Annotated in this window: 20 protein-coding genes; 13 read left to right on the top strand and 7 right to left on the bottom strand. The window is 60.3% G+C overall.

Annotated features, from left to right (window positions below; genetic code table 11):
• Window positions 1–258 precede the first annotated feature (258 nt).
• The 4 genes from purE to L8H52_RS16820 all read left to right on the top strand — a co-directional run bounded on the left by purE (window position 259) and on the right by L8H52_RS16820 (window position 2829).
• Window positions 259–750 carry a 5-(carboxyamino)imidazole ribonucleotide mutase gene (gene purE / locus L8H52_RS16805; RefSeq protein WP_007920220.1) on the top strand — a complete coding sequence of 164 codons (492 nt, stop codon included), beginning with the start codon at window positions 259–261 and terminating at the stop codon, window positions 748–750.
• A gap of 10 nt (window positions 751–760) precedes the next feature.
• Window positions 761–1843: a 5-(carboxyamino)imidazole ribonucleotide synthase gene (locus tag L8H52_RS16810; protein WP_242207868.1), complete on the top strand. Its 1083-nt coding sequence runs from the start codon at window positions 761–763 to the stop codon at window positions 1841–1843.
• Window positions 1844–1953: 110 nt separating this feature from the next.
• A complete protein-coding gene (locus tag L8H52_RS16815; protein ID WP_003229635.1) occupies window positions 1954–2199 on the top strand; it encodes a GlsB/YeaQ/YmgE family stress response membrane protein in 246 nt (81 codons plus the stop codon).
• 93 nt (window positions 2200–2292) lie between these two features.
• Entirely contained in the window at window positions 2293–2829 is a 537-nt protein-coding gene (locus L8H52_RS16820; protein ID WP_007920225.1) for a DUF3299 domain-containing protein, read from the top strand.
• Between the two features lie 123 nt (window positions 2830–2952).
• Here the strand turns inward: L8H52_RS16820 and L8H52_RS16825 are convergent, their stop codons facing one another.
• Entirely contained in the window at window positions 2953–3852 is a 900-nt protein-coding gene (locus L8H52_RS16825) for a D-hexose-6-phosphate mutarotase (protein ID WP_242207867.1), read from the bottom strand.
• Between the two features lie 57 nt (window positions 3853–3909).
• A complete protein-coding gene (locus tag L8H52_RS16830) occupies window positions 3910–4314 on the bottom strand; it encodes an acyl-CoA thioesterase (protein ID WP_003229628.1) in 405 nt (134 codons plus the stop codon).
• 376 nt (window positions 4315–4690) lie between these two features.
• Here L8H52_RS16830 and L8H52_RS16835 point away from each other — a divergent pair, with 376 nt between their 5' ends.
• The 8 genes from L8H52_RS16835 to L8H52_RS16870 all read left to right on the top strand — a co-directional run bounded on the left by L8H52_RS16835 (window position 4691) and on the right by L8H52_RS16870 (window position 15416).
• Window positions 4691–5989, top strand: coding sequence for an MFS transporter (locus L8H52_RS16835; RefSeq protein ID WP_150749869.1), 1299 nt, complete (start codon window positions 4691–4693; stop codon window positions 5987–5989).
• Between the two features lie 233 nt (window positions 5990–6222).
• Complete coding sequence (locus L8H52_RS16840) at window positions 6223–7224, top strand: phosphate ABC transporter substrate-binding protein PstS (protein WP_242207866.1); 1002 nt, start codon at window positions 6223–6225, stop codon at window positions 7222–7224.
• 422 nt (window positions 7225–7646) lie between these two features.
• Window positions 7647–9680: an ABC transporter permease subunit gene (locus L8H52_RS16845; protein ID WP_172828111.1), complete on the top strand. Its 2034-nt coding sequence runs from the start codon at window positions 7647–7649 to the stop codon at window positions 9678–9680.
• Window positions 9681–9696: 16 nt separating this feature from the next.
• The gene (pstA, locus tag L8H52_RS16850; protein WP_242207865.1) at window positions 9697–11367 is read left to right on the top strand and encodes a phosphate ABC transporter permease PstA; all 1671 of its coding nucleotides are present in this window, start codon (window positions 9697–9699) and stop codon (window positions 11365–11367) included.
• A gap of 144 nt (window positions 11368–11511) precedes the next feature.
• Complete coding sequence (gene pstB / locus L8H52_RS16855) at window positions 11512–12345, top strand: phosphate ABC transporter ATP-binding protein PstB (RefSeq protein WP_097089455.1); 834 nt, start codon at window positions 11512–11514, stop codon at window positions 12343–12345.
• A gap of 70 nt (window positions 12346–12415) precedes the next feature.
• Entirely contained in the window at window positions 12416–13177 is a 762-nt protein-coding gene (gene phoU, locus L8H52_RS16860; RefSeq protein WP_016985766.1) for a phosphate signaling complex protein PhoU, read from the top strand.
• Window positions 13178–13354: 177 nt separating this feature from the next.
• On the top strand, window positions 13355–14311 hold the full coding sequence (locus tag L8H52_RS16865) for a response regulator (protein WP_242207864.1): 957 nt from the start codon (window positions 13355–13357) through the stop codon (window positions 14309–14311).
• Between the two features lie 208 nt (window positions 14312–14519).
• Entirely contained in the window at window positions 14520–15416 is an 897-nt protein-coding gene (locus L8H52_RS16870) for a M23 family metallopeptidase (protein WP_242207863.1), read from the top strand.
• A 114-nt stretch (window positions 15417–15530) separates the two neighbouring features.
• Here the strand turns inward: L8H52_RS16870 and L8H52_RS16875 are convergent, their stop codons facing one another.
• From L8H52_RS16875 to phoB, 3 genes are all read right to left on the bottom strand, one after another.
• On the bottom strand, window positions 15531–16871 hold the full coding sequence (locus tag L8H52_RS16875; RefSeq protein ID WP_007920256.1) for a hemolysin family protein: 1341 nt from the start codon (window positions 16869–16871) through the stop codon (window positions 15531–15533).
• A 110-nt stretch (window positions 16872–16981) separates the two neighbouring features.
• Entirely contained in the window at window positions 16982–18268 is a 1287-nt protein-coding gene (gene phoR, locus L8H52_RS16880) for a phosphate regulon sensor histidine kinase PhoR (RefSeq protein ID WP_219342044.1), read from the bottom strand.
• 74 nt (window positions 18269–18342) lie between these two features.
• A complete protein-coding gene (gene phoB, locus L8H52_RS16885; RefSeq protein ID WP_007896474.1) occupies window positions 18343–19032 on the bottom strand; it encodes a phosphate regulon transcriptional regulator PhoB in 690 nt (229 codons plus the stop codon).
• A gap of 151 nt (window positions 19033–19183) precedes the next feature.
• On the opposite strand from phoB, the gene L8H52_RS16890 reads away from it, so the two are divergent.
• Window positions 19184–19561: a hypothetical protein gene (locus L8H52_RS16890; protein ID WP_242207862.1), complete on the top strand. Its 378-nt coding sequence runs from the start codon at window positions 19184–19186 to the stop codon at window positions 19559–19561.
• A 122-nt stretch (window positions 19562–19683) separates the two neighbouring features.
• Here the strand turns inward: L8H52_RS16890 and ubiA are convergent, their stop codons facing one another.
• Together ubiA and L8H52_RS16900 are read right to left on the bottom strand one after the other, a co-directional pair.
• Window positions 19684–20574 (bottom strand): 4-hydroxybenzoate octaprenyltransferase, encoded by an 891-nt coding sequence (gene ubiA / locus L8H52_RS16895; RefSeq protein ID WP_158836332.1) that lies wholly within the window; start codon window positions 20572–20574, stop codon window positions 19684–19686.
• Window positions 20574–21134, bottom strand: a complete 561-nt coding sequence (locus tag L8H52_RS16900; RefSeq protein WP_242207861.1) for a chorismate lyase — start codon at window positions 21132–21134, stop codon at window positions 20574–20576. The genes ubiA and L8H52_RS16900 overlap by 1 nt, the downstream gene beginning before the upstream one ends.
• Window positions 21135–21257 lie beyond the last annotated feature (123 nt).

Raw genomic sequence — 21257 nt, forward strand, 5'->3', positions numbered from 1 at the left:
CTCCCTCTTCGCGAGCAGGCTCGCTCCCGCAATGAAATTTGAGGTGTCTCTCCGCTGACCTTCAGGTCAATAAAACCGGGCCTTTCGCTCATTTGACAGATGGTCGTTTCGGGGGCTGTTTATTGCTTTCTTTGCGGTATACTGCGCGGCCTTCGGCCGGCACGTCCGGCCATTTTTCGTACAATCAAGCCACGCAACCTGCGTGGCTTGTTGTTTTATGACGCGCCTGCGGGCGCTCCAGAGAGAAGAGGCGCGACGATGAGTGCACTGGTTGGCGTGATCATGGGCTCCAAGTCCGATTGGTCCACCCTTAGCCACACCGCCGATATGCTGGAAAAGCTCGGCATCCCGTACGAGGTCAAAGTGGTCTCTGCCCACCGCACCCCGGATCTGCTGTTCCAGTACGCCGAAGAAGCTGAGAGCCGCGGCATCGAGGTGATTATCGCCGGTGCCGGTGGCGCAGCCCACTTGCCAGGCATGTGTGCGGCCAAGACCCACCTGCCGGTGCTGGGCGTGCCAGTGCAGTCGGCCATGCTCTCGGGCGTCGACTCGCTGCTGTCGATCGTGCAGATGCCAGCGGGCATTCCGGTCGCCACACTCGCTATCGGCAAGGCTGGCGCGATCAACGCCGCGCTGCTCTCGGCGAGCATTCTCGGCGCCAAGCACCCACAGTTCCACGCGGTACTGAAAACCTTCCGTGCCGAGCAGACAGACAGCGTCCTGGACAATCCAGACCCACGTATTGCCTGAGGTTGTTGAGATGAAGATCGGTGTAATCGGTGGCGGCCAGTTGGGTCGCATGTTGGCCTTGGCGGGCACTCCGCTGGGCATGAACTTCGCTTTCCTCGACCCTGCGCCGGACGCCTGTGCGGCCGCGCTGGGCGAACACCTGCGGGCCGATTACGGCGATCAGGATCATCTGCGCCAACTGGCCGATGAAGTCGATCTGGTGACCTTCGAGTTCGAAAGCGTCCCGGCCGAAACCGTGGCATTCCTGTCGCAATTCGTCCCGGTCTACCCGAGCGCCGAAGCCCTGCGCATCGCTCGCGACCGCTGGTTCGAAAAGAGCATGTTCAAGGACCTGGGCATTCCGACCCCAGCCTTCGCCGACATTCAATCGCAAGCCGATCTGGATGCCGCCGTGGCTTCGATCGGTCTTCCGGCCGTGCTGAAAACCCGCACTCTGGGTTATGACGGCAAGGGCCAGAAAGTCCTGCGCAAGCCGGAAGATGTGGTCGACACCTTCGCCGAATTGGGCAGTGTGTCCTGCCTGCTGGAAGGCTTCGTGCCGTTCACCGGTGAAGTCTCGCTGATCGCCGTGCGTGCCCGCGATGGTGAAACGAAGTTCTATCCGCTGGTGCATAACACCCACGACAGCGGCATCCTCAAGCTGTCGGTGGCCAGCACCGATCACCCGTTGCAGGCGTTGGCCGAAGACTATTCGAGCCGTGTGCTCAAGCAGTTGAACTACGTCGGCGTCATGGCGTTCGAGTTCTTTGAAATCGACGGTGGCCTGAAAGCCAACGAAATCGCCCCGCGCGTGCACAACTCCGGGCACTGGACCACCGAAGGCGCCGAGTGCAGCCAGTTCGAAAACCATCTGCGCGCCGTTGCCGGCCTGCCGCTGGGTTCGACCGCCAAGGTCGGCGAGAGCGCAATGCTCAACTTCATCGGTGTGGTACCGCCGGTTGAGAAGGTCATCGCCATCGAAGATTGCCACCTGCATCACTACGGCAAAGCCTTCAAGGCCGGACGCAAGGTCGGTCACGCCAACCTGCGTTGCGCCGACATGGCCACGCTGCAGGCGCAGATCGTCAAGGTCGAAGCGCTGATCGCCGAGTAACGGCAGTTTCATGTGGCAGCGGCGGAACCATTCAGGGGCCGCCGTTCTCTCATGGCAGGATGCCAAAGTCTGACTAGGCTTCGCATATCTACTACTGAGAGGGAATTGCCATGGGAATTATCGGAACCATCTTTATCGGCTTGATCGTCGGCCTGCTGGCGCGGTTCCTGAAACCGGGCGATGACAGCATGGGCTGGATCATGACCATCCTGCTCGGTATCGGCGGTTCGCTGGCAGCCACTTACGGCGGCCAGGCCCTGGGTATTTATCAGGCAGGTCAGGGCGCAGGCTTCATCGGCGCACTGGTCGGCGCGATCGTGTTGCTGGTGATCTACGGCCTGATCAAAAAGAACTGATCCAAAGCGACAAAGCCCTCTCTGCCAAAGTGGCGGGGAGGGCTAGAATGCTCGGCGATTCACTGTTCCTTCCTTTCTATACCGAGCACCTTCATGCGCCGTCTTCTGTTGACTCTCCTTTTTCTGGGCAGCGGTTTGGCCCACGCCGGCGAACTGCCGGAAACCGACTGGCTCGAACTGATGCCCAAGTCGGACCAAAAGGCCCTCGAGGCCATGCCTGAAATCGACCACAACTCCCCGGAAGCCACCGGCACCTTCACCGAGAAGGGCGGGATGAAGCAGGCCAAAGGTCTGCCGGCGGTGATGTATTCGACCAAGACCGTGGCGTCGATGAACGACAAACACATCCGCATCGGTGGTTATCCGGTGCCGCTGGAGTCCGATGCCAAGGGCCGCAGCACGCTGTTCTTCCTTGTGCCGTACCCGGGCGCCTGCATCCACGTGCCGCCACCGCCGCCAAATCAACTGGTGCTGGTGCGTTATCCGAAAGGTTTGAAACTGGACGATATCTACACGCCGCTGTGGGTGACCGGCACGCTGAAGGTCGAGAAGGTCAGCAATGATCTGGCCGATGCGGCGTATGCGCTGGAAGCGGACAAAGTGCGGGTGGTGCAGGAATCTGATCTGTAAGACCTATACAAAACAATTGTGGGAGCGAGCTTGCTCGCGAATGCTGTCTCTCAGTCACATTGATGTTGACTGATACGACGCTTTCGCGAGCAAGCTCGCTCCCACAGTTTTATCGGCTGTTGCTTAGAGCGGTTTGCTGGCGACGCTGACGCCCATGGTATGGCTCGCACCCGGCGCCAGCGTGACGATGTCATCCATCACATTCGCCGTCTCGATGCACAGCATGCGCTGCCAGCCATCGTTGTCCATGTCGGCCAGTGCTGCCGCGCGATCGATCCACGGGTTCCAGATCACCGCCGTGCGCGAACCGGTAGCCGTCAGCACAATGCGTCGTTCCCACGTTGGATCGACAATGCTCAGCTGTGGCGGAGCATCGAGGTAGATGCGGTCGGTCTCTCCGGCAAAATGCAGAGCACCTTGCTGACTGGTGGTTTTCCAGTCATCCAGCGTCTCGATGTAATTCAAACCATCCACGCCATCGACATGCACATTGCGCACGTCACTGACCGCGAAGTAAGTGTGCAGCGCCTGGCTCAGGCTGACGCTGTCACTGCCACGGTTATGGCTGGTCAGGCTGAAACTCAGTTGCTCGGATAAATGCAGGGTCAGGGTCAGATCGACCTGATGCGGCCAGCCCGGCAGGCCACCTTCGGGGTAGGGCAGCTTGAATTCGACCTTGACGCCGTCAGCCTCTGATTCGATGCCGCCCAGTTCCCAATCCATCGCCCGCACCAGACCGTGCGCGGGTGCCGGTTGCTCACCGGTAAACATGGCCTGCACGCTCTGCGGGTTACGCTCGAACTTGCCGAACCACGGCCAGCACACCGGTACACCGGCGCGGATGCTTTTGCCGGTCTTGAACTCGGCCTTGTCGTTGAGCCAGATGATCGGCGGCTGGCCATCGATCTGATAACTGAGGATGTGCGCGCCTTGCTGGGCCACCAGCACTTCGGCCTGACCGTGGCGGATACGCCAGCAGTTCAGTTCATCCAGTTTCACGGCTTCAACGTTGGGCGTGTTCATGGGACAGCTCTCGATCAGTAACAAGGACAACTATCGACCGTAAAACGGCGACGATGTTTAACGCGCGCGTGGTGGAACCGAGCGAGTGCGGCCGCTGCCGTCGATGGCGACGAAGACGAAGACCGCTTCGGTGACTTTACGCCACTCGCTGGACAGCGGGTCATCGCTCCACACTTCGACCATCATCTGGATCGAGCTGCGGCCGATTTCCAGGGTCTGGGTATAAAAGGACAATTGCGCGCCGACAGCCACAGGCACGAGGAACGCCATGCGGTCGATGGCGACGGTGGCGACGCGTCCGCCAGCGACACGGCTGGCCATTGCGGTGCCGGCCAAATCCATCTGTGCCACCAGCCAGCCGCCGAAAATATCGCCAAAGCCGTTGGTTTCGCGTGGGAGTGCGGTGATTTGCAGGGCCAGGTCGCCTTGCGGGATCGGATCTTCTTGTTCGAGCTCTATCATGCCGGGGGTGCCTCTGACCCGTGACTCTTCGTTGGTATTGCTGGTGGTAGCCGTCTTCGGGAAAAACGATTCAGCACCGAACATACTACGTTCGTCACGTTTTCCATCAGGCGCCTAAGGAGAAACTCTGCGAAACCGGCTAATCCCGAGCAAAGGCCGGGCCAACGACGTTTTCGCACAGCAACCCCCTACAAACCGGAGCAGGTTGCGAGTATATCGGTCGGTAGACTCCGCGACGACCATCCGGTTCTCATTTCGACCGTCAAATACGCACCTCTATGTGCTTTTTCGAACAATTTGCTATGGTGCCGAACCTGCCCAAGCCACCGCCAGCGTTGTTGTGGCGGCAGATCCGACTATAAGAGAAGCCCTTGCCATGACCACAGCGCCTTCGAGCCTCGCGCAGCCCGAGCAACCCGCACGACCGTTGACCCGCAACGATTACAAGACTCTGTCGCTGTCCGCCCTTGGCGGCGCGCTGGAATTCTACGACTTCATCATCTTCGTGTTCTTCGCCACCGTGGTCGGCAAGCTGTTCTTCCCGGCCGACATGCCCGAGTGGCTGCGCCTGATGCAGACCTTCGGCATCTTCGCCGCCGGTTACCTCGCGCGGCCACTGGGCGGCATCGTCATGGCGCACTTCGGCGACCTGTTGGGGCGCAAGAAGATGTTCACCCTGAGCATTTTCATGATGGCCGTGCCGACCCTGATCATGGGTCTGCTGCCAACGTATGCACAGATCGGCATGTGGGCGCCGATCCTGCTTCTATTGATGCGGGTGATTCAGGGCGCGGCGATTGGCGGTGAAGTGCCGGGCGCGTGGGTCTTCGTTTCCGAACACGTACCGCAAAAGCACATGGGTTACGCCTGCGGCACCCTCACCAGCGGCCTGACCGCCGGTATTCTGCTCGGCTCGCTGGTCGCCACCGCGATCAACAGCATTTATACGCCGGCCGAGGTTTCCGATTACGCCTGGCGGATCCCTTTCCTGCTCGGCGGTGTGTTCGGCCTGTTCTCGGTCTACTTGCGTCGTTGGCTGCACGAGACGCCGGTATTCGCCGAGCTGCAACTGCGTAAAGCCTTGGCTGAAGAAGTGCCGCTGCGCGCAGTGCTGCGTGACCATCGCGGGGCGATTGCGATCTCGATGCTGCTGACCTGGTTGCTGTCGGCCGGGATCGTTGTGGTGATCCTGATGACCCCGACCGTGCTGCAAACGGTCTATCACTTCTCGCCGACCGAGTCGTTGCAATCGAACAGTCTGGCAATCGTGTTCCTGAGCATCGGCTGCATCATCTCCGGCGCACTGGCGGATCGCTTTGGTGCCGGCCGCGTGTTCGTGTTCGGTTGCCTGGGGTTGCTGATCAGCTCGTGGACCTTCTATCACAGCCTCGCCGATCATCCGAACTGGTTGTTCCCGCTGTATGCGCTGACCGGTTTTCTGGTTGGCACCATTGGTGCGGTGCCGTACGTGATGGTCAAGGCGTTCCCGCCGGTGGTGCGTTTTAGTGGATTGTCGTTCTCGTACAACGTGGCTTACGCGATCTTTGGTGGCCTGACGCCGATGGTGGTGAGTTTGCTGCTGAAGGAGAGTGCGATGGGGCCGGCCTACTATGTGGCGGTACTTTGTACGATGGGGATTCTGGTCGGGGCGTGGCTGTGGAAGAAGGGGCGCTGATCCGAAATCTCCCTCAATAGTCCCGGCGCCTGCGCGAGCAGGCTCGCTCCCACATTAGGAATGCATTTCAACTGTGGGAGCGAGCCTGCTCGCGAATGGGGGCACCACGAATCATTCAGTAAAACCTCGATGCTGGCCTTTCATCCAATTGTCATATTTCAGCCATAGAGTGTTCACACGGCCTGCTGATACTTGGCCCCGACTTAACACACCCTATCTGCTAGGAGTAAGGCATGAAACTGAAGCGTTTGATGGCGGCAATGACTTTTGTCGCTGCTGGCGTTGCGACTGCCAACGCGGTTGCCGCTGTTGACCCGTCGATCCCGAGCTACACCAAGACCACTGGTGTGTCGGGCAACCTGTCCAGCGTCGGCTCCGATACCCTGGCCAACCTCATGACCCTCTGGGCTGAGAACTACAAAAAAGAATACCCGAACGTAAACATCCAGATTCAGGCCGCTGGCTCCGCCACTGCGCCACCTGCGCTGACTGAAGGCACCTCCAACCTGGGCCCGATGAGCCGCAAGATGAAGGACACCGAACTGGCGGCCTTCGAGCAGAAGTACGGCTACAAGCCAACCGCTATCCCGGTTGCCGTGGACGCCCTGGCTGTGTTCGTGCACAAGGACAACCCGATCCAGCACCTGACCATGGAGCAGGTTGATGCGATCTTCTCGTCGACCCGTCTGTGCGGCGCCAAAGCCGACGTAAAAACCTGGGGCGACCTGGGCGTGACCGGCGACCTGGCCAACAAGCCAGTGCAACTGTTCGGCCGTAACTCGGTATCCGGCACCTACGGCTACTTCAAAGAAGAAGCCCTGTGCAAAGGCGACTACAAGCCAAACGTCAACGAACAACCAGGTTCGGCGTCGGTTGTGCAGTCGATCAGCTCCTCGTTGAACGGCATCGGTTACTCGGGTATCGGTTACAAGACCGCTAGCGTGAAGACTGTTGCACTGTCGAAGAAGGGCAGCACCGAGTTCATCGAAGACAGCGAAGAAAACGCCCTGAACGGCAAATACCCGCTGTCGCGTTTCCTCTACGTTTACGTCAACAAAGCCCCGAACAAGCCTCTGGCGCCGCTGGAAGCTGAGTTCGTGAAACTGGTGCTGTCGAAGCAGGGCCAGGAAGTGGTAGTGAAAGACGGCTACATCCCGTTGCCAGCCAAAGTTGCTGCAAAAGCACTGGCTGACCTGGGTCTGCAGGAAGGCGGCGCTGAAGTCGCAAAGAAGTAACAAATTGAGTCCGGGGTGAACCCCGCCGGACTCAGGTAAAAGGCCGGAACTGCTTGCAGACCGGCCTTTTCCACACCTCAAATTTTTGATCCCCTGCCAGTCCCGCTGGCGGTGGATTTGCTGCGTCACTGCACTGTCATCTTTCTGTCATACAGGATCGCTAGGGTGAGCGCATGAATGATCTGGCCAATTCCCACATGACTACTAATCCTCCCAAGCGCATTGATTTCAATACGCCTGAGCTGCAACGCAAGCGCCGCATTCGCGCGCTCAAGGATCGCTTCACCCGCTGGTACGTCCTCGTTGGCGGCCTCGCGGTGCTGGCAGCCATCACCCTGATCTTCTTCTTCCTCGCCTACGTGGTTGCGCCGCTGTTTCAGGGGGCCGACCTGACCGCGAAAGACTCGATCACCCCGGCCTGGATGCAGGACGCCGGCAAGCCGCTGATGATTTCGCTCGAAGAGCAGAATCAGGTGGCCATGCGCGTTTCCGACAAGGGCCAGGCATTGTTCTTTGACATCGACAGTGGCGCTGAGCTGAAGCGCGTCGATCTGCCGGTGCCTGCCGGCGCCACCGTGACCTCCATTGGTGAAGACCAGCCGGGCCATCCGCTGGTGGCCGTGGGCCTGTCCAACGGTCAGGCGCTGGTGTTCCGTCACACCTATAAAGTCAGCTACCCCGATGGCAAGAAAACCATCACCCCGGCCATCGAGTATCCGTATGGCGAGACGCCGATCGCGTTGAACGAAGCCGGCGGTGCGCTGGAGCATGTCAGCCTGAATGCCACCGACACGACGCTGATGCTGGTCGGTTCGACCGGTTCGCAACTCAATGTGCTGTCGCTGACCAGCGAAGAAAACATGATGACCGGCGAAGTCACCAACGAGCAGAAGCGTATCGATCTGCCGCAGATGACTGAACCCGTGAAAAACATCTTCGTCGACCCGCGCCAGCAGTGGCTGTATGTGGTCAACGGTCGGGCTCAGGCCGACGTCTTCAGCCTGCGCGACAAGAGCCTCAACGGTCGCTACAAACTGCTGGAAAACGCTGACGCTGAAGTCACTGCAACCACGCAACTGGTCGGCGGTATCTCGCTGATCGTCGGCGACTCCAAGGGTGGTCTGGCCCAGTGGTTCATGGCCCGCGACACCGACGGTGAGCTGCGCCTGAAGCAGATTCGTACCTTCCAGATGGGCACCACGCCGATCGTTGAAATCACCGCCGAAGAGCGTCGCAAAGGTTTCCTCGCCCTCGACGCCAGCGGCAAGCTCGGCGTGTTCCACAGCACCGCGCACCGCACGCTGCTGGTTGATCAGGTGGTCGACGGCCAAGGCGTATTCGGCCTGTCGCCCCGCGCTAACCGTGTCATCGTCGAAGCCGGCGGCAAACTGCAACCATTGCTGCTCGACAACCCGCACCCGGAAGTTTCCTGGAGCGCGCTGTGGAGCAAGGTCTGGTACGAGAACTACGACGAGCCTAAATACGTCTGGCAATCGACCGCGGCCAACACCGATTTCGAGCCGAAACTGAGCCTCTCGCCACTGACTTTCGGCACCCTGAAAGCCGCGTTCTACGCGATGTTGCTGGCGGCGCCGCTGGCCGTTGCTGCTGCGATCTACACCGCGTACTTCATGGCCCCGGGCATGCGCCGCAAGGTCAAACCGGTGATCGAGCTGATGGAAGCGATGCCGACGGTGATCCTCGGTTTCTTCGCCGGTCTGTTCCTCGCGCCGTATGTGGAAGGGCATTTGCCGGGCATCTTCAGTCTTTTGATGTTGCTGCCGATCGGCATTCTGGTCGCCGGTTTCACCTTCAGCCGTCTGCCTGAATCGATCCGCCTGAAAGTCCCGGACGGTTGGGAGAGTGCGCTGCTGATTCCGGTAATCCTGTTTGTGGGCTGGCTGTCGCTGTACATGAGCCCGTTCATGGAGAACTGGTTCTTCGGCGGTGATATGCGCATGTGGATCTCCCACGACCTGGGCATCACCTACGACCAGCGCAACGCCTTGGTGGTGGGGCTGGCCATGGGTTTTGCGGTGATCCCGAACATCTACTCGATTGCTGAAGACGCCGTGTTCAGTGTGCCGCGCGGCCTGACCCTCGGCTCGCTGGCGCTGGGTGCTACGCCGTGGCAGACCATGACTCGCGTGGTGATCCTGACCGCCAGCCCGGGGATCTTCTCGGCGCTGATGATCGGCATGGGCCGTGCGGTCGGCGAAACCATGATCGTGCTGATGGCCACCGGCAACACCCCGGTCATGGAAATGAACCTGTTCGAAGGCCTGCGCACCCTGGCCGCCAACGTCGCGGTGGAAATGCCCGAGTCGGAAGTCGGCGGCAGCCACTACCGCGTGCTGTTCCTCTCGGCGCTGGTGTTGCTGTTGTTCACCTTCGTCATGAACACCCTGGCAGAACTGATTCGTCAGCGTCTGCGCAAGAAATACTCGTCGCTTTAAGCAAAGGTAGAAGTCTGTGAAACAGAACTCCCTGAAAGGATGGTTCAAGAGCGGCGCCCCGGGCGTCTGGATCAGCGGTGGCGCGGTGTCCATCGCGGTCATCATGACCATTGGCCTGCTGGCAGTGATTGCCGTGCGCGGTCTGGGTCACTTCTGGCCGGCGGACCTGGTCCACGCCAATTACGACGTACCGGGTCAGGCCAATCACCTGATCGTCGGTGAAGTGGTGCAGAAAGAAGAAGTGCCTCGTGCCCGTCTGAAGAGCGCCGGTTTGCCGGTGCCTGATGAAGGTCCGGAATTCATGACCCGCGAGCTGATCAAGGTCGGCAACCGTGACCTGAACGGCAACGACTTCACGTGGATCGTCGGTGAGTGGCTGACCAACCAGACCACGCCGCCGGAGCTGATGGCGATCGAACGTCGCGAGTGGGGCAACTTCTACGGCTACCTGGTCAACGTCAAACAGGACGGCAAGGTCATCGCCGAAGGCGAGGCTGCATGGCCTGAGCTGCAAGCGCGGATCAACCGTGTGAATGGTCTGGCTGCGCAACTGAAGTCGCTGGAAAAGACTGATATCGGTGCGATCAACGCAGGCCTGGAGCGCATCCGTCTGCACGGTCGCAAACTGGAACTGGAAGGCAAGCTCGACGCCACCGCGCAAGCGGACATGGAATCCGAGCGTGCCGAGTTGAACGCGCGTTATCAGGACATCGAAGCGCGTCTGTCTGACTTGCATGCACAGTTCAACCGCGATGCCTTGACCGCTCGTGATGCCAACGGCAAAGAAATCGAAATCGGTCTGGGCAAAGTGGTTCACGCCTACCAGCCGAACGCGATGAGCACCTTCACCAAGGTCGGCTTCTACTTCGGCAAGATCTGGGAATTCCTTTCGGATGACCCGCGTGAAGCGAACACCGAAGGCGGGATTTTCCCGGCGATCTTCGGCACCGTGATGATGACGTTGATCATGGCGATGATCGTCACCCCGTTCGGCGTGCTCGCGGCGGTGTACCTGCGTGAATACGCCAAGCAGAACGCCCTGACGCGGATCATCCGTATCGCGGTGAACAACCTCGCTGGCGTACCGGCGATCGTTTACGGCGTGTTCGGTCTGGGCTTCTTCGTTTACGTGCTCGGTGGTTCGGTTGACCGCTTGTTCTTCCCGGAAGCGCTGCCGGCACCGACTTTCGGTACACCGGGTCTGCTCTGGGCGTCGCTGACGCTGGCACTGCTGGCGGTGCCGGTGGTGATCGTGGCGACCGAGGAAGGTCTGGCGCGTATTCCGCGGACCGTGCGTGAAGGCTCGTTGGCCCTCGGCGCGACCAAGGCTGAAACCTTGTGGAAGATCGTCATCCCGATGGCCAGCCCGGCAATGATGACCGGCATGATCCTCGCCGTAGCGCGTGCCGCTGGTGAAGTGGCGCCGCTGATGCTGGTGGGTGTGGTGAAACTGGCGCCGTCGCTGCCGGTGGACGGCAACTACCCGTACCTGCACCTGGACCAGAAGATCATGCACCTGGGCTTCCACATTTATGACGTCGGCTTCCAGAGCCCGAACGTCGAAGCGGCCCGTCCGCTGGTGTACGCCACGGCGCTGTTGCTGGTACTGGTGATCGCGACGTTGAACCTGTCGGCGGTGTATATCCGCAACCACCTGCGCGAAAAATACAAAGCACTGGACAGCTGATTTGCAGCACTGATTTCTATGTGGGAGCGAGCCTGCTCGCGAAGGCATCACCGCGGTTTCATAGACAAACCGCAGTGCCTGAATCGCCAGCAGGCTGGCTCCCACAAAAACCGAACCGAATTTTGTTAGCACAGGGAGCCTCCCATGCAGCACGAAACACATACCCACGGCATCAACATGTCGGCCCTGGGTCGCGACAAGCAAAGCCTCAGCCTCGAGCAGGAAACCGTGGCCATCGAAGTACCGGGCCTGAGCCTGTATTACGGCGAGAAACAAGCGCTGTTCGACGTCAGCATGAACATCCCGAAACAGCGTGTGACCGCCTTCATCGGCCCGTCCGGCTGCGGTAAATCCACGCTGCTGCGCACCTTCAACCGCATGAACGATCTGGTTGACGGCTGCCGCGTAGAAGGCGCGATCAACCTCTACGGCAACAACATCTATCGCAAGGGCGAAGACGTTGCCGAGCTGCGTCGTCGCGTCGGCATGGTGTTCCAGAAGCCCAACCCGTTCCCGAAGACCATCTACGAAAACGTGGTTTACGGCCTGCGCATCCAGGGCATCAACAAGAAGCGCATCCTCGACGAAGCGGTCGAGTGGGCGTTGAAAGGTGCGGCACTGTGGGACGAAGTCAAAGACCGTCTGCACGACTCGGCCCTCGGCCTGTCCGGCGGTCAGCAACAGCGTCTGGTGATCGCCCGTACCATTGCGGTTGAACCGGAAGTGCTGCTGCTCGACGAACCGTGCTCGGCCCTCGACCCGATCTCGACGCTGAAAGTCGAAGAGCTGATCTACGAGCTGAAGTCCAAGTTCACCATCGTCATCGTCACGCACAACATGCAACAGGCCGCGCGGGTGTCCGACTACACGGCGTTCATGTACATGGGCAAACTGGTGGAATTCGGCGACACCGATACCTTGTTCACCAATCCGGCGAAGAAGCAGACCGAAGACTACATCACCGGTCGTTATGGCTGACAGTTGCGGTTTATTCACAGATTGACGCTGCGGCCCACCGCACCTTACCGGACGCTCCAAGGACGCCAACATGATTAGTAAAGAAGGCCTTACCCACCACATCTCCGCGCAGTTCAACGCCGAGCTCGAGGAAGTGCGCAGCCACCTCCTGGCCATGGGCGGGCTGGTCGAGAAGCAGGTCAACGACGCGGTGACCGCGCTGATCGAGGCCGACTCCGGTCTGGCTCAGCAGGTGCGTGAGATCGACGACCAGATCAACCAGATGGAACGCAACATCGACGAAGAATGCCTGCGCATTCTCGCCCGCCGTCAGCCGGCGGCGTCCGATTTGCGTTTGATCATCAGTATTTCCAAGTCGGTGATCGACCTGGAGCGCATCGGTGACGAAGCGACCAAGATCGCTCGTCGAGCGATTCAGCTGTGCGAAGAAGGCGAAGCGCCGCGCGGTTACGTCGAGGTTCGTCACATTGGCGACCAGGTACGCAACATGGTCCGTGATGCGCTGGACGCGTTTGCCCGCTTCGACGCTGATCTGGCGTTGTCGGTGGCGCAGTACGACAAGATCATCGACCGCGAATACAAGACCGCCTTGCGTGAGCTGGCCACCTACATGATGGAAGACCCGCGCTCTATCTCGCGGGTCTTGAGCATCATCTGGGTGCTGCGTTCGCTGGAGCGGATTGGTGACCACGCGCGCAACATCTCCGAATTGGTCATCTATCTGGTGCGCGGCACCGACGTGCGCCACATGGGCCTCAAGCGCATGAAGGAAGAAGTTGAAGGCACAAGCGGCGAAACCGCTAATGTTCCGGGCAATGCTGACGATAAGTAAGATTGCCTGAGAAAAGCGCCCGGCCCTTTGGCCGGGCGTTTTTGTTTGTGCTTTTCACAAGGCAGATCGAATTAAAAAGCAGCACCCGCGAACGAAAAGTCCCGGCGTGACTGAAGAGTTTTGGCAATGTGCCATCAGCCAGCGTTATGCTTGCCGGGATTTTAATAGGGGTGTTGGATGAGCAAGATCAGTGTGTTGGTCGTGGACGATGCTTCGTTCATTCGTGACCTGGTGAAAAAGTGCCTGCGTAATTACTTCCCGGGGATCCGCACCGAGGACGCCGTCAACGGTAAAAAGGCTCAGGCCATGCTGGCCAGGGAAGCCTTCGACCTGGTCCTGTGCGACTGGGAAATGCCGGAAATGTCCGGTCTCGAACTGCTGACCTGGTGCCGCGAGCAAGACAACCTCAAGACCATGCCGTTCGTTATGGTGACCAGCCGTGGCGACAAGGAAAACGTCGTGCAAGCGATTCAGGCTGGCGTTTCCGGCTACGTCAGCAAGCCGTTCACCAACGAGCAGCTGCTGACCAAGGTCAAACAGGCGCTGAACAAGGTCGGCAAGCTCGACACCCTGATGAACAGCGCGCCGACCAAGATGAACTCGGCGTTCGGCAACGATTCCCTGAGTGCCCTGACCGGTGGCAAGCCTGCCGTGGTCGGCGGTGCTCCGGCAGCCGCTGCGGTCAATCCGTTTGCCAAACCGGCTGCAGCCGCGCCAGCGCCCGCCGCTGCGCCATCGCGTGGTTTGCTCAACAGCCCACCGGTCAAGGCTCCAGCCGCCGCATCGGCTCCGGCCAGCGGTCGTGGTCAGGGTCAGTTGCGCCTGCCAAGCGGTACTCAGCAATGCGTGATCAAGGCGCTGAGCATCAAGGAAGCGTTGCTGGTGGTTAAGCGTACCGACACCCTGCCGCAGATCCTCGACAGTGCTGTGCTCGATCTGGAGCAGGGCGACAACGCCGAGATTGCCCGCCTCAACGGCTACCTGCACGCCGTCGTCGCCTTCGAGCAAAAACCGGACAGCGACTGGCTGCAACTGACCTTCCGTTTCGTCGATCAGGACGCGCAAAAGCTCGACTACATCTCCCGCCTGATCGCCCGCGGCACGGCGCAGAAGCACTTCGTTCCGGGCGCGTGATCTTCGTCGCCTGACACACCGCCTTCGCGAGCAGGCTCGCTCCCACCTTGGAATGCATTCCAAATGTGGGAGCGAGCCTGCTCGCGAAGGGGCCATCACTTTCACCACCAATCTCCCAGACTGCCTAATTTGAAACATCTGTCGACTAGCCTGGTCTGCTTCACCTGCTAGGCTCATTCCCAGGCCTCACTTCGACAGACTCTTGCCCATGCTCGCGCGCCTGCTGTTTCTCTGTGGTCTCTTCATGGCCTCCACCTCGGCTGTGGCCATGACCATTTACAAATCCACCGATGCCAACGGCGTGGTCTCGTACAGCGACCGGCCGAGCAAAGGCTCGCAGGTGTTCGTTTTTCAGGACCGCATGGTCGAGCGCCTGGAGCGGCAGGTCTATCTCGACATCAAAAAGCAGAAGGGCACCGATGTGGTGTTCGTGCGCAACGATCTGTATGCGCCGGTCGAGGTGGCACTGGCGTTTACCGGGATGAGCAACGTGCGCGGCGCGCCGGCACAAACCATCCGCCGGGTACTGCCGGCGCGCAGCAACACGCGTCTGGCGCTGCTGACGGCGATTACCAGCGGCAAGCCGCTGGTCTATTCGCCGCAGTTCCATTACTCCCTCGGCGACCCCACAGGCACCGCGCAGGGCTATCGCTATCCACTGCCATGGCGTGGCGGACCGTTTCGTCTGAGTCAGGGCGCCAATGGCCAATACAGCCACTATGGACCGAAGAATCGCTATGCGATGGACATCGCCATGCCGGTGGGCACACCGATCATTGCCGCGCGGGCCGGGGTGGTGGTGAAGACCGAGAATTCCCAGAGCGGGCGCGGCTCGGATGCGTCCGGCAATTTCGTCCGGGTGTTGCACGACGACGGCACCATGGGCGTGTACCTGCACCTCAAGCAAGGCTCGGTAAGCGTGCGCGAAGGACAAAGGGTGACCGTGGGCAGTCCGCTGGCGCTGTCAGGCAATACCGGCAACAGCAGCGGCCCGCACCTGCACTTTGTGGTGCAGCGCAATACCGGGGAAGGGTTGGTGTCGATTCCGTATCAGTTCAACCAGCCGCTGGGGGCGTTGCCCAACTTTGCGTTGGGCAAGCAATGATGTGCTGCACCTGCGGGCCCCTTCGCGAGCAGGCTCGCTCCCACCCTGGAATGCATTTCAACTGTGGGAGCGAGCCTGCTCGCGAAGGCAGCGGCGCGGTGCCGGATCAGCCCATCAATCCAGCATCAACACCTTGGCCAGCACAATCTTCGGCCCTTTCATCTTCTTGATGATGATCCGCAGGCCTTCGACTTCCAGCACTTCTTCCTCTTCCGGCACCCGTTTCAGGGTTTCGTAGACCAGCCCGGCAAGGGTTTCCGCTTCAATGTGGTCAAGGTCGATGCCCAGCAGGCGTTCCACCTTGAACAGCGGCGTGTCACCACGCACCAGCAGTTTGCCCGGCTGATAGGCAAGGATGCCGCGCTCAGCCTTGCGGTGTTCGTCCTGAATGTCGCCGACCAACACCTCCAGCACGTCTTCCATGGTCAGGTAGCCGATGATGTTGCCATCGGCCTCTTCGACCACGGCAAAGTGCGAGCCGCCCTTGCGGAACTGCTCCAGCAGCTGCGACAGCGGCATATGGCGCGACACGCGCTCCAGCGGACGGGTCAGTTCAGCGAGGTTGAACGACTCGGGAATGTGGTCCAGCGCCGCCAGCTCCAACAGCAGATCCTTGATGTGCAGCAGGCCGACGAACTCCTGGCGCTCGCTGTCGTACACCGGATAACGGCTGAACTTGTGGCGACGGAACATCGCCAGGATTTCTTTCAGCGGCGCGTTGAATTCCAGCGTGATCAAGTCTTCGCGGGAGTTGGCCCAGTCGACCACTTCCAGCTCACCCATTTCCACCGCCGAGGCCAACACGCGCATGCCCTGATCGCTCGGATCCTGGCCACGGCTGGAGTGCAGGATCAGTTTCAGTTCTTCGCGGCTGTAATGGTGTTCGTGGTGCGGGCCGGGTTCGCCTTGCCCTGCGATACGCAGAATCGCGTTGGCGCTGGCGTTCAGCAGGTAGATCGCCGGGTACATTGCCCAGTAGAACAGGTACAGCGGCACCGCCGTCCACAGCGACAGCAGCTCGGGTTTGCGGATCGCCCAGGATTTTGGGGCCAACTCGCCGACCACGATGTGCAGGTACGAAATGATGAAGAACGCGGTGAAGAACGACACGCCCTTGACGATTTCCGGCGACTGCACGCCGACCGCGCTCAGCAGCGGCTCGAGAATATGCGCGAACGCCGGCTCACCGACCCAGCCCAGGCCAAGGGAGGCGAGGGTGATACCGAGCTGACACGCCGACAGATACGCATCGAGCTGACTGTGCACGGTGCGCAGGATGTGTCCGCGCCAGCCGTTCTGATCAGCGATGGCCTCGACCCGGGTCGAGCGCAGTTTGACCATGGCGAACTCTGCCGCAACGAAAAAGCCGTTGAGCAAAACCAGGATCAGAGCAAAAAGGATCATGCCGAAATCGGCAAATATTGTTGCGAGGGACAAGCCAGGGGAAGGGTCCATGATGGAGTTTTGCGGGTTCCGTGTGATTCAAGAGAGGTAAAAGTCGCGCCTGAAAGGCAGGCACAAGTCAGCCAATGTAGCGGCTGACCTGACGATTGCCTAGTGCGACATTACTCAGCGGCGCTGATCGCCCGTGCGCTGGCCACTTGTGCCGGGGCGAAATGGCAGGTGAATGTGCTGCCGTGTCCGGGCACGCTGCTGATTTCCATGCGTGCCCGGTGGCGCAGCAACACGTGCTTGACGATGGCCAGACCGAGCCCGGTGCCGCCGGTGTTGGAGTTGCGGCTGGAGTCGACGCGGTAGAAGCGTTCGGTCAGGCGCGGCAGGTGTTTGCTGTCGATGCCGATCCCGGAATCCTGCACGCTGAGGTGCGCGCCCTGATCGTCGCCCCACCAGCGAATGCGGATGTTGCCCTCGGCCGGGGTGTATTTCACCGCGTTGAACACCAGATTGGAAAACGCACTGCGCAATTCCGCCTCGCTGCCCTTGAGCAGCAGGCTGGTATCGGCTTCGAGGGTGATGCGCTGGTTCTTCGCGCCGGACAATTGCTGCGCATCGCTCTTGATCGATTGCAGCAGCGTGTCGACCTGCACCGGATGGTTGTCCGACGGGTAATCGGTGGCTTCGAGTTTCGCCAGCAGCAGCAAATCGTTGAGCAGCGTCTGCATGCGCCCGCCCTGTTGTTGCATCTGCTGCAGGGCGCGGCTCCAGCGCGGATTCACTTCCTCGACGTTGTCGAGCAGGGTCTCCAGGTAGCCGCAGATCACCGTCAGCGGCGTGCGCAACTCGTGGGAGACGTTGGCGATGAAGTCTTTGCGCATCTGTTCCAGCTGATGAATGCGCGTGACGTCGCGCACCAGCATCAAGTGTTCATTGTTGCCATAGCGGGTCAGGTACAGCTGAATGCGTACGCGATCATTGGTAGGCGAGGGGATTTCCAGCGGCTCGGCGTAGCTGTCCTGCTCGAAGTATTCCTTGAAGCGCGGATGGCGCACCAGGTTGGTCACCGGTTGGCCGCTGTCTTGCGGGGTCTTGAGACCGAGCAGGGTTTCGGCGGCGCGGTTCCACCATTCCAGGTTGCCGTCGCTGTCGAGCATGATCACCGCGTCTTTCAGCGCGGCGGTGGACTCCTGCACCCGGTCGATCACCGCTTGCAGACGCCCGCGCACGCGTTGATCGCGGCGTTGCAGGTGGTAGATGCTGTCGAACACTTCGCCCCACAGGCCATAGCCGTCCGGCGGTGCTTCGTCGGGTTGGTGCTGGCGCAGCCATTCGTGCAGACGCAGCAACTGCTTGAGCGTCCAGCCCAGATAAATACCCAGACCCGCCGCGAGGCTCCAGCCGTAATAGCCGGTGATCAGGCCGATCACAAGGCAGGCGGTGACCAGCAACAGCATGTGGCGAATCAGGGTGCCATGCCAGTTTTGATTCACGGGAAATACGGTCCTTGTCTGCGAGTCTGGCGGTCGGATCAGGCCTTGGTGGAAAACCGGTAGCCGGTGCCGCGCACGGTTTGTACCAGATTTTCGTAGGCGTCGCCGAGGGCCTTGCGCAGGCGGCGGATGTGCACGTCGACGGTACGCTCTTCCACATAGACGTTGCCGCCCCAGACCTGATCGAGCAACTGGCCTCGGGTGTAGGCGCGTTCCTGGTGGGTCATGAAGAATTGCAGCAGACGGTATTCGGTCGGGCCCATTTCGGCGGGTTTGCCGTCGATGGTCACGCGGTGGCTGATCGGGTCGAGCAGCAGGCCACCGACTTCGATCGGCGCTTCGCCGTCGGTCGGGCCGGCGCGGCGTAGCACGGCTTTCAGGCGGGCGACCAGTTCGCGCGGGGAAAACGGTTTGGTGATGTAGTCGTCGGCGCCGACTTCCAGCCCCTGGATCTTGTTGTCCTCTTCGCCCTTGGCGGTGAGCATGATGATCGGGATGTCCCCGGTCAGCTCGTCACGCTTGAGGCGACGGGCCAGCTCGATGCCCGACGTGCCGGGCAGCATCCAGTCGAGCAGGATCAGGTCCGGCTTGCGGTCGACGATGATGGCGTGCGCCTGCTGCGAGTTCTCTGCCTCGAGGCAGTCATAGCCGGCCATTTCCAACGCAACGGCGATCATTTCGCGAATGGGCGCTTCGTCGTCGACGATCAGAATGCTCCTGCCAACCATGCCTTAATCCTCTTGTCATTTAACTGTCTTGCGCCGCATTAGATAACGGAATTATTGCAGTCGTGTGACAGTATTTTAGTCCGGCAGCGATTGTGCAAATCCTCAACTAAGCTCTAAGTCCGAATCCTGACAACCACAAAAGAAGGTTTCCATGACTCAAATGACTGTTTCTTTCAAAGCACTGCTGCTTGCCGCTGCCGTTGCATTACCGTCGATGGCGTTCGCCGCTGACCCGGTCATGATGAAAGACGGCATGATGACCGACCACAAAGGCATGACCGTGTACACCTTCGACAAGGACACGGGCGGCAAGTCGATGTGCAACGGCGATTGCGCGAAGAACTGGCCGCCGATGATGGCGCCGGCGGGTGCCAAGGCTGAAGGCAAATTCACCCCCATCAAGCGTGATGACGGCATGATGCAATGGGCATATGACGGCAAGCCGCTTTACACCTTCATGAAGGATGAAAAACCAGGCGACATGAAGGGGGAAGGCTTCAAGGACATGTGGCACATGCCGAAACACTGAGTCCTACAGCAACTGCGTCCCTGTGGGAGCGAGCCTGCTCGCTAAAGCGGTGTGTCAGTTAACGCATTGGCTGACTGACACGACGCCTTCGCGAGCAGGCTCACTCCTATATTGATTTGCGTTTAGCGCAATGCGTAATCCAGCACGATTCCGACAAAAATCGCCAACCCGGCCCAATGGTTGTGCAAGAAAGCCTTGAAGCAGCGCATCCGGTCGCGATCGCGGGTGTACCAGAACTCCCATGCATAGCAACCGGCAGCCACCAGCAAGCCGAGATGGAACCAGACACCCAACTCGAACTTCGACCCTGCCAGCAACAGGCAACCCAGCGACAACGCCTGCAAGCTCAGAATGATCACCCGATCCGCCTCGCCGAACAGAATCGCCGTGGATTTCACGCCAATCTTCAAATCGTCATCGCGATCGGTCATCGCGTAATAGGTGTCGTAACCCACCGTCCACAGCAGATTGGCGATCCACAGCAGCCACGCTGCCGCCGGCAACTCACCGGTCTCGGCGGTGAACGCCATCGGCATGCCCCACGAGAACGCCGCGCCCAGCACCACTTGCGGGTAATAGGTGTAACGCTTCATGAACGGATAGGTGAACGCCAACGCCAAACCGCCCAGCGACAACCAGATGGTCGGCGCGTTGGTGCACAGCACCAGCAGAAAACTCACGCCCATTAACAGGGCGAAGAACACCAGCGCTTCTTTCGAACTGATTCTGCCGGCCGCCAATGGCCGTTGCGCGGTGCGTTTGACGTGGCCGTCGACCTTGCGATCGGCCCAGTCGTTGATCACGCAGCCACCGGCGCGGGTCAGGATCACGCCGAGGACAAAAATCACCACGTTGGCCAGCGACGGCGAGCCTTTGCCAGCAATCCACAGCGCCCACAGGGTCGGCCACAGCAGCAGGTAAATGCCGATCGGCTTGTCCATGCGCGTCAATTGAATGAAGTCCCAGGCGCGCGGGTTCAAGCGGTTCAGGGACTTGAGCAGGCTCTGATACATCAGCAATTCTCCGGATGGGCGCGGGCAGCGCTCCACAGGCTCGGCAGGAAAATCTCCGCCACCAGCACGCTCAAAGCGCCACGGTCAAAACGCGAACGACGGCCCCACAGTTCCGGCGCTTTGGCGGCTTCCGGCAGCCATTGTTCAGGGTAGTGGCAAACTTCAATGGCGCGGCGCTGGAAGGCCTGATCACAAAACAGCAATTCGCCCAGCGAGCGGCTGCCCAGTTCATCCATGTGCAGCCCGTCGCCTTGCAGGGCGGCGCGCGAGGCGACGCTGCGAGCAAACACCCAAGCCTCGCCGTGGCCGCGCAAATACACCTCGCGCACCCAGCCTTCGCTGCCCTCGGGAAGATCCAGTGCGGCGCATTCGTCAGCGCGCAGGGTGTCCCAGCCTTCGAACAACGGCGTAACACTGAAGCCATCATTGGACAGCCGGGTCAGTCGGCGGGTGAGGGAGCCTTCGTCGAACAACCAGTCGAGAGTCAACGAATCGGGGAGGGGCGTCAGTCGGCTTTGGGTCAGCCAGAGCGGGGTCGGGCAGGCATTTGAATGTTGCACAATGAGTCATTATTGGCCGCAAATGAGGCGGCGAGCTTACCATGGCGCGCTGCGATATTGAGTGACCCGGGTCGCCATTGCGCCGAACAGGCTTGCATCTGCCCGGCACCATCAGTACAAAAC

The organism is Pseudomonas sp. CROZ-RG-20F-R04-15, from assembly GCF_022662375.1.
Taxonomy (GTDB): domain Bacteria; phylum Pseudomonadota; class Gammaproteobacteria; order Pseudomonadales; family Pseudomonadaceae; genus Aquipseudomonas.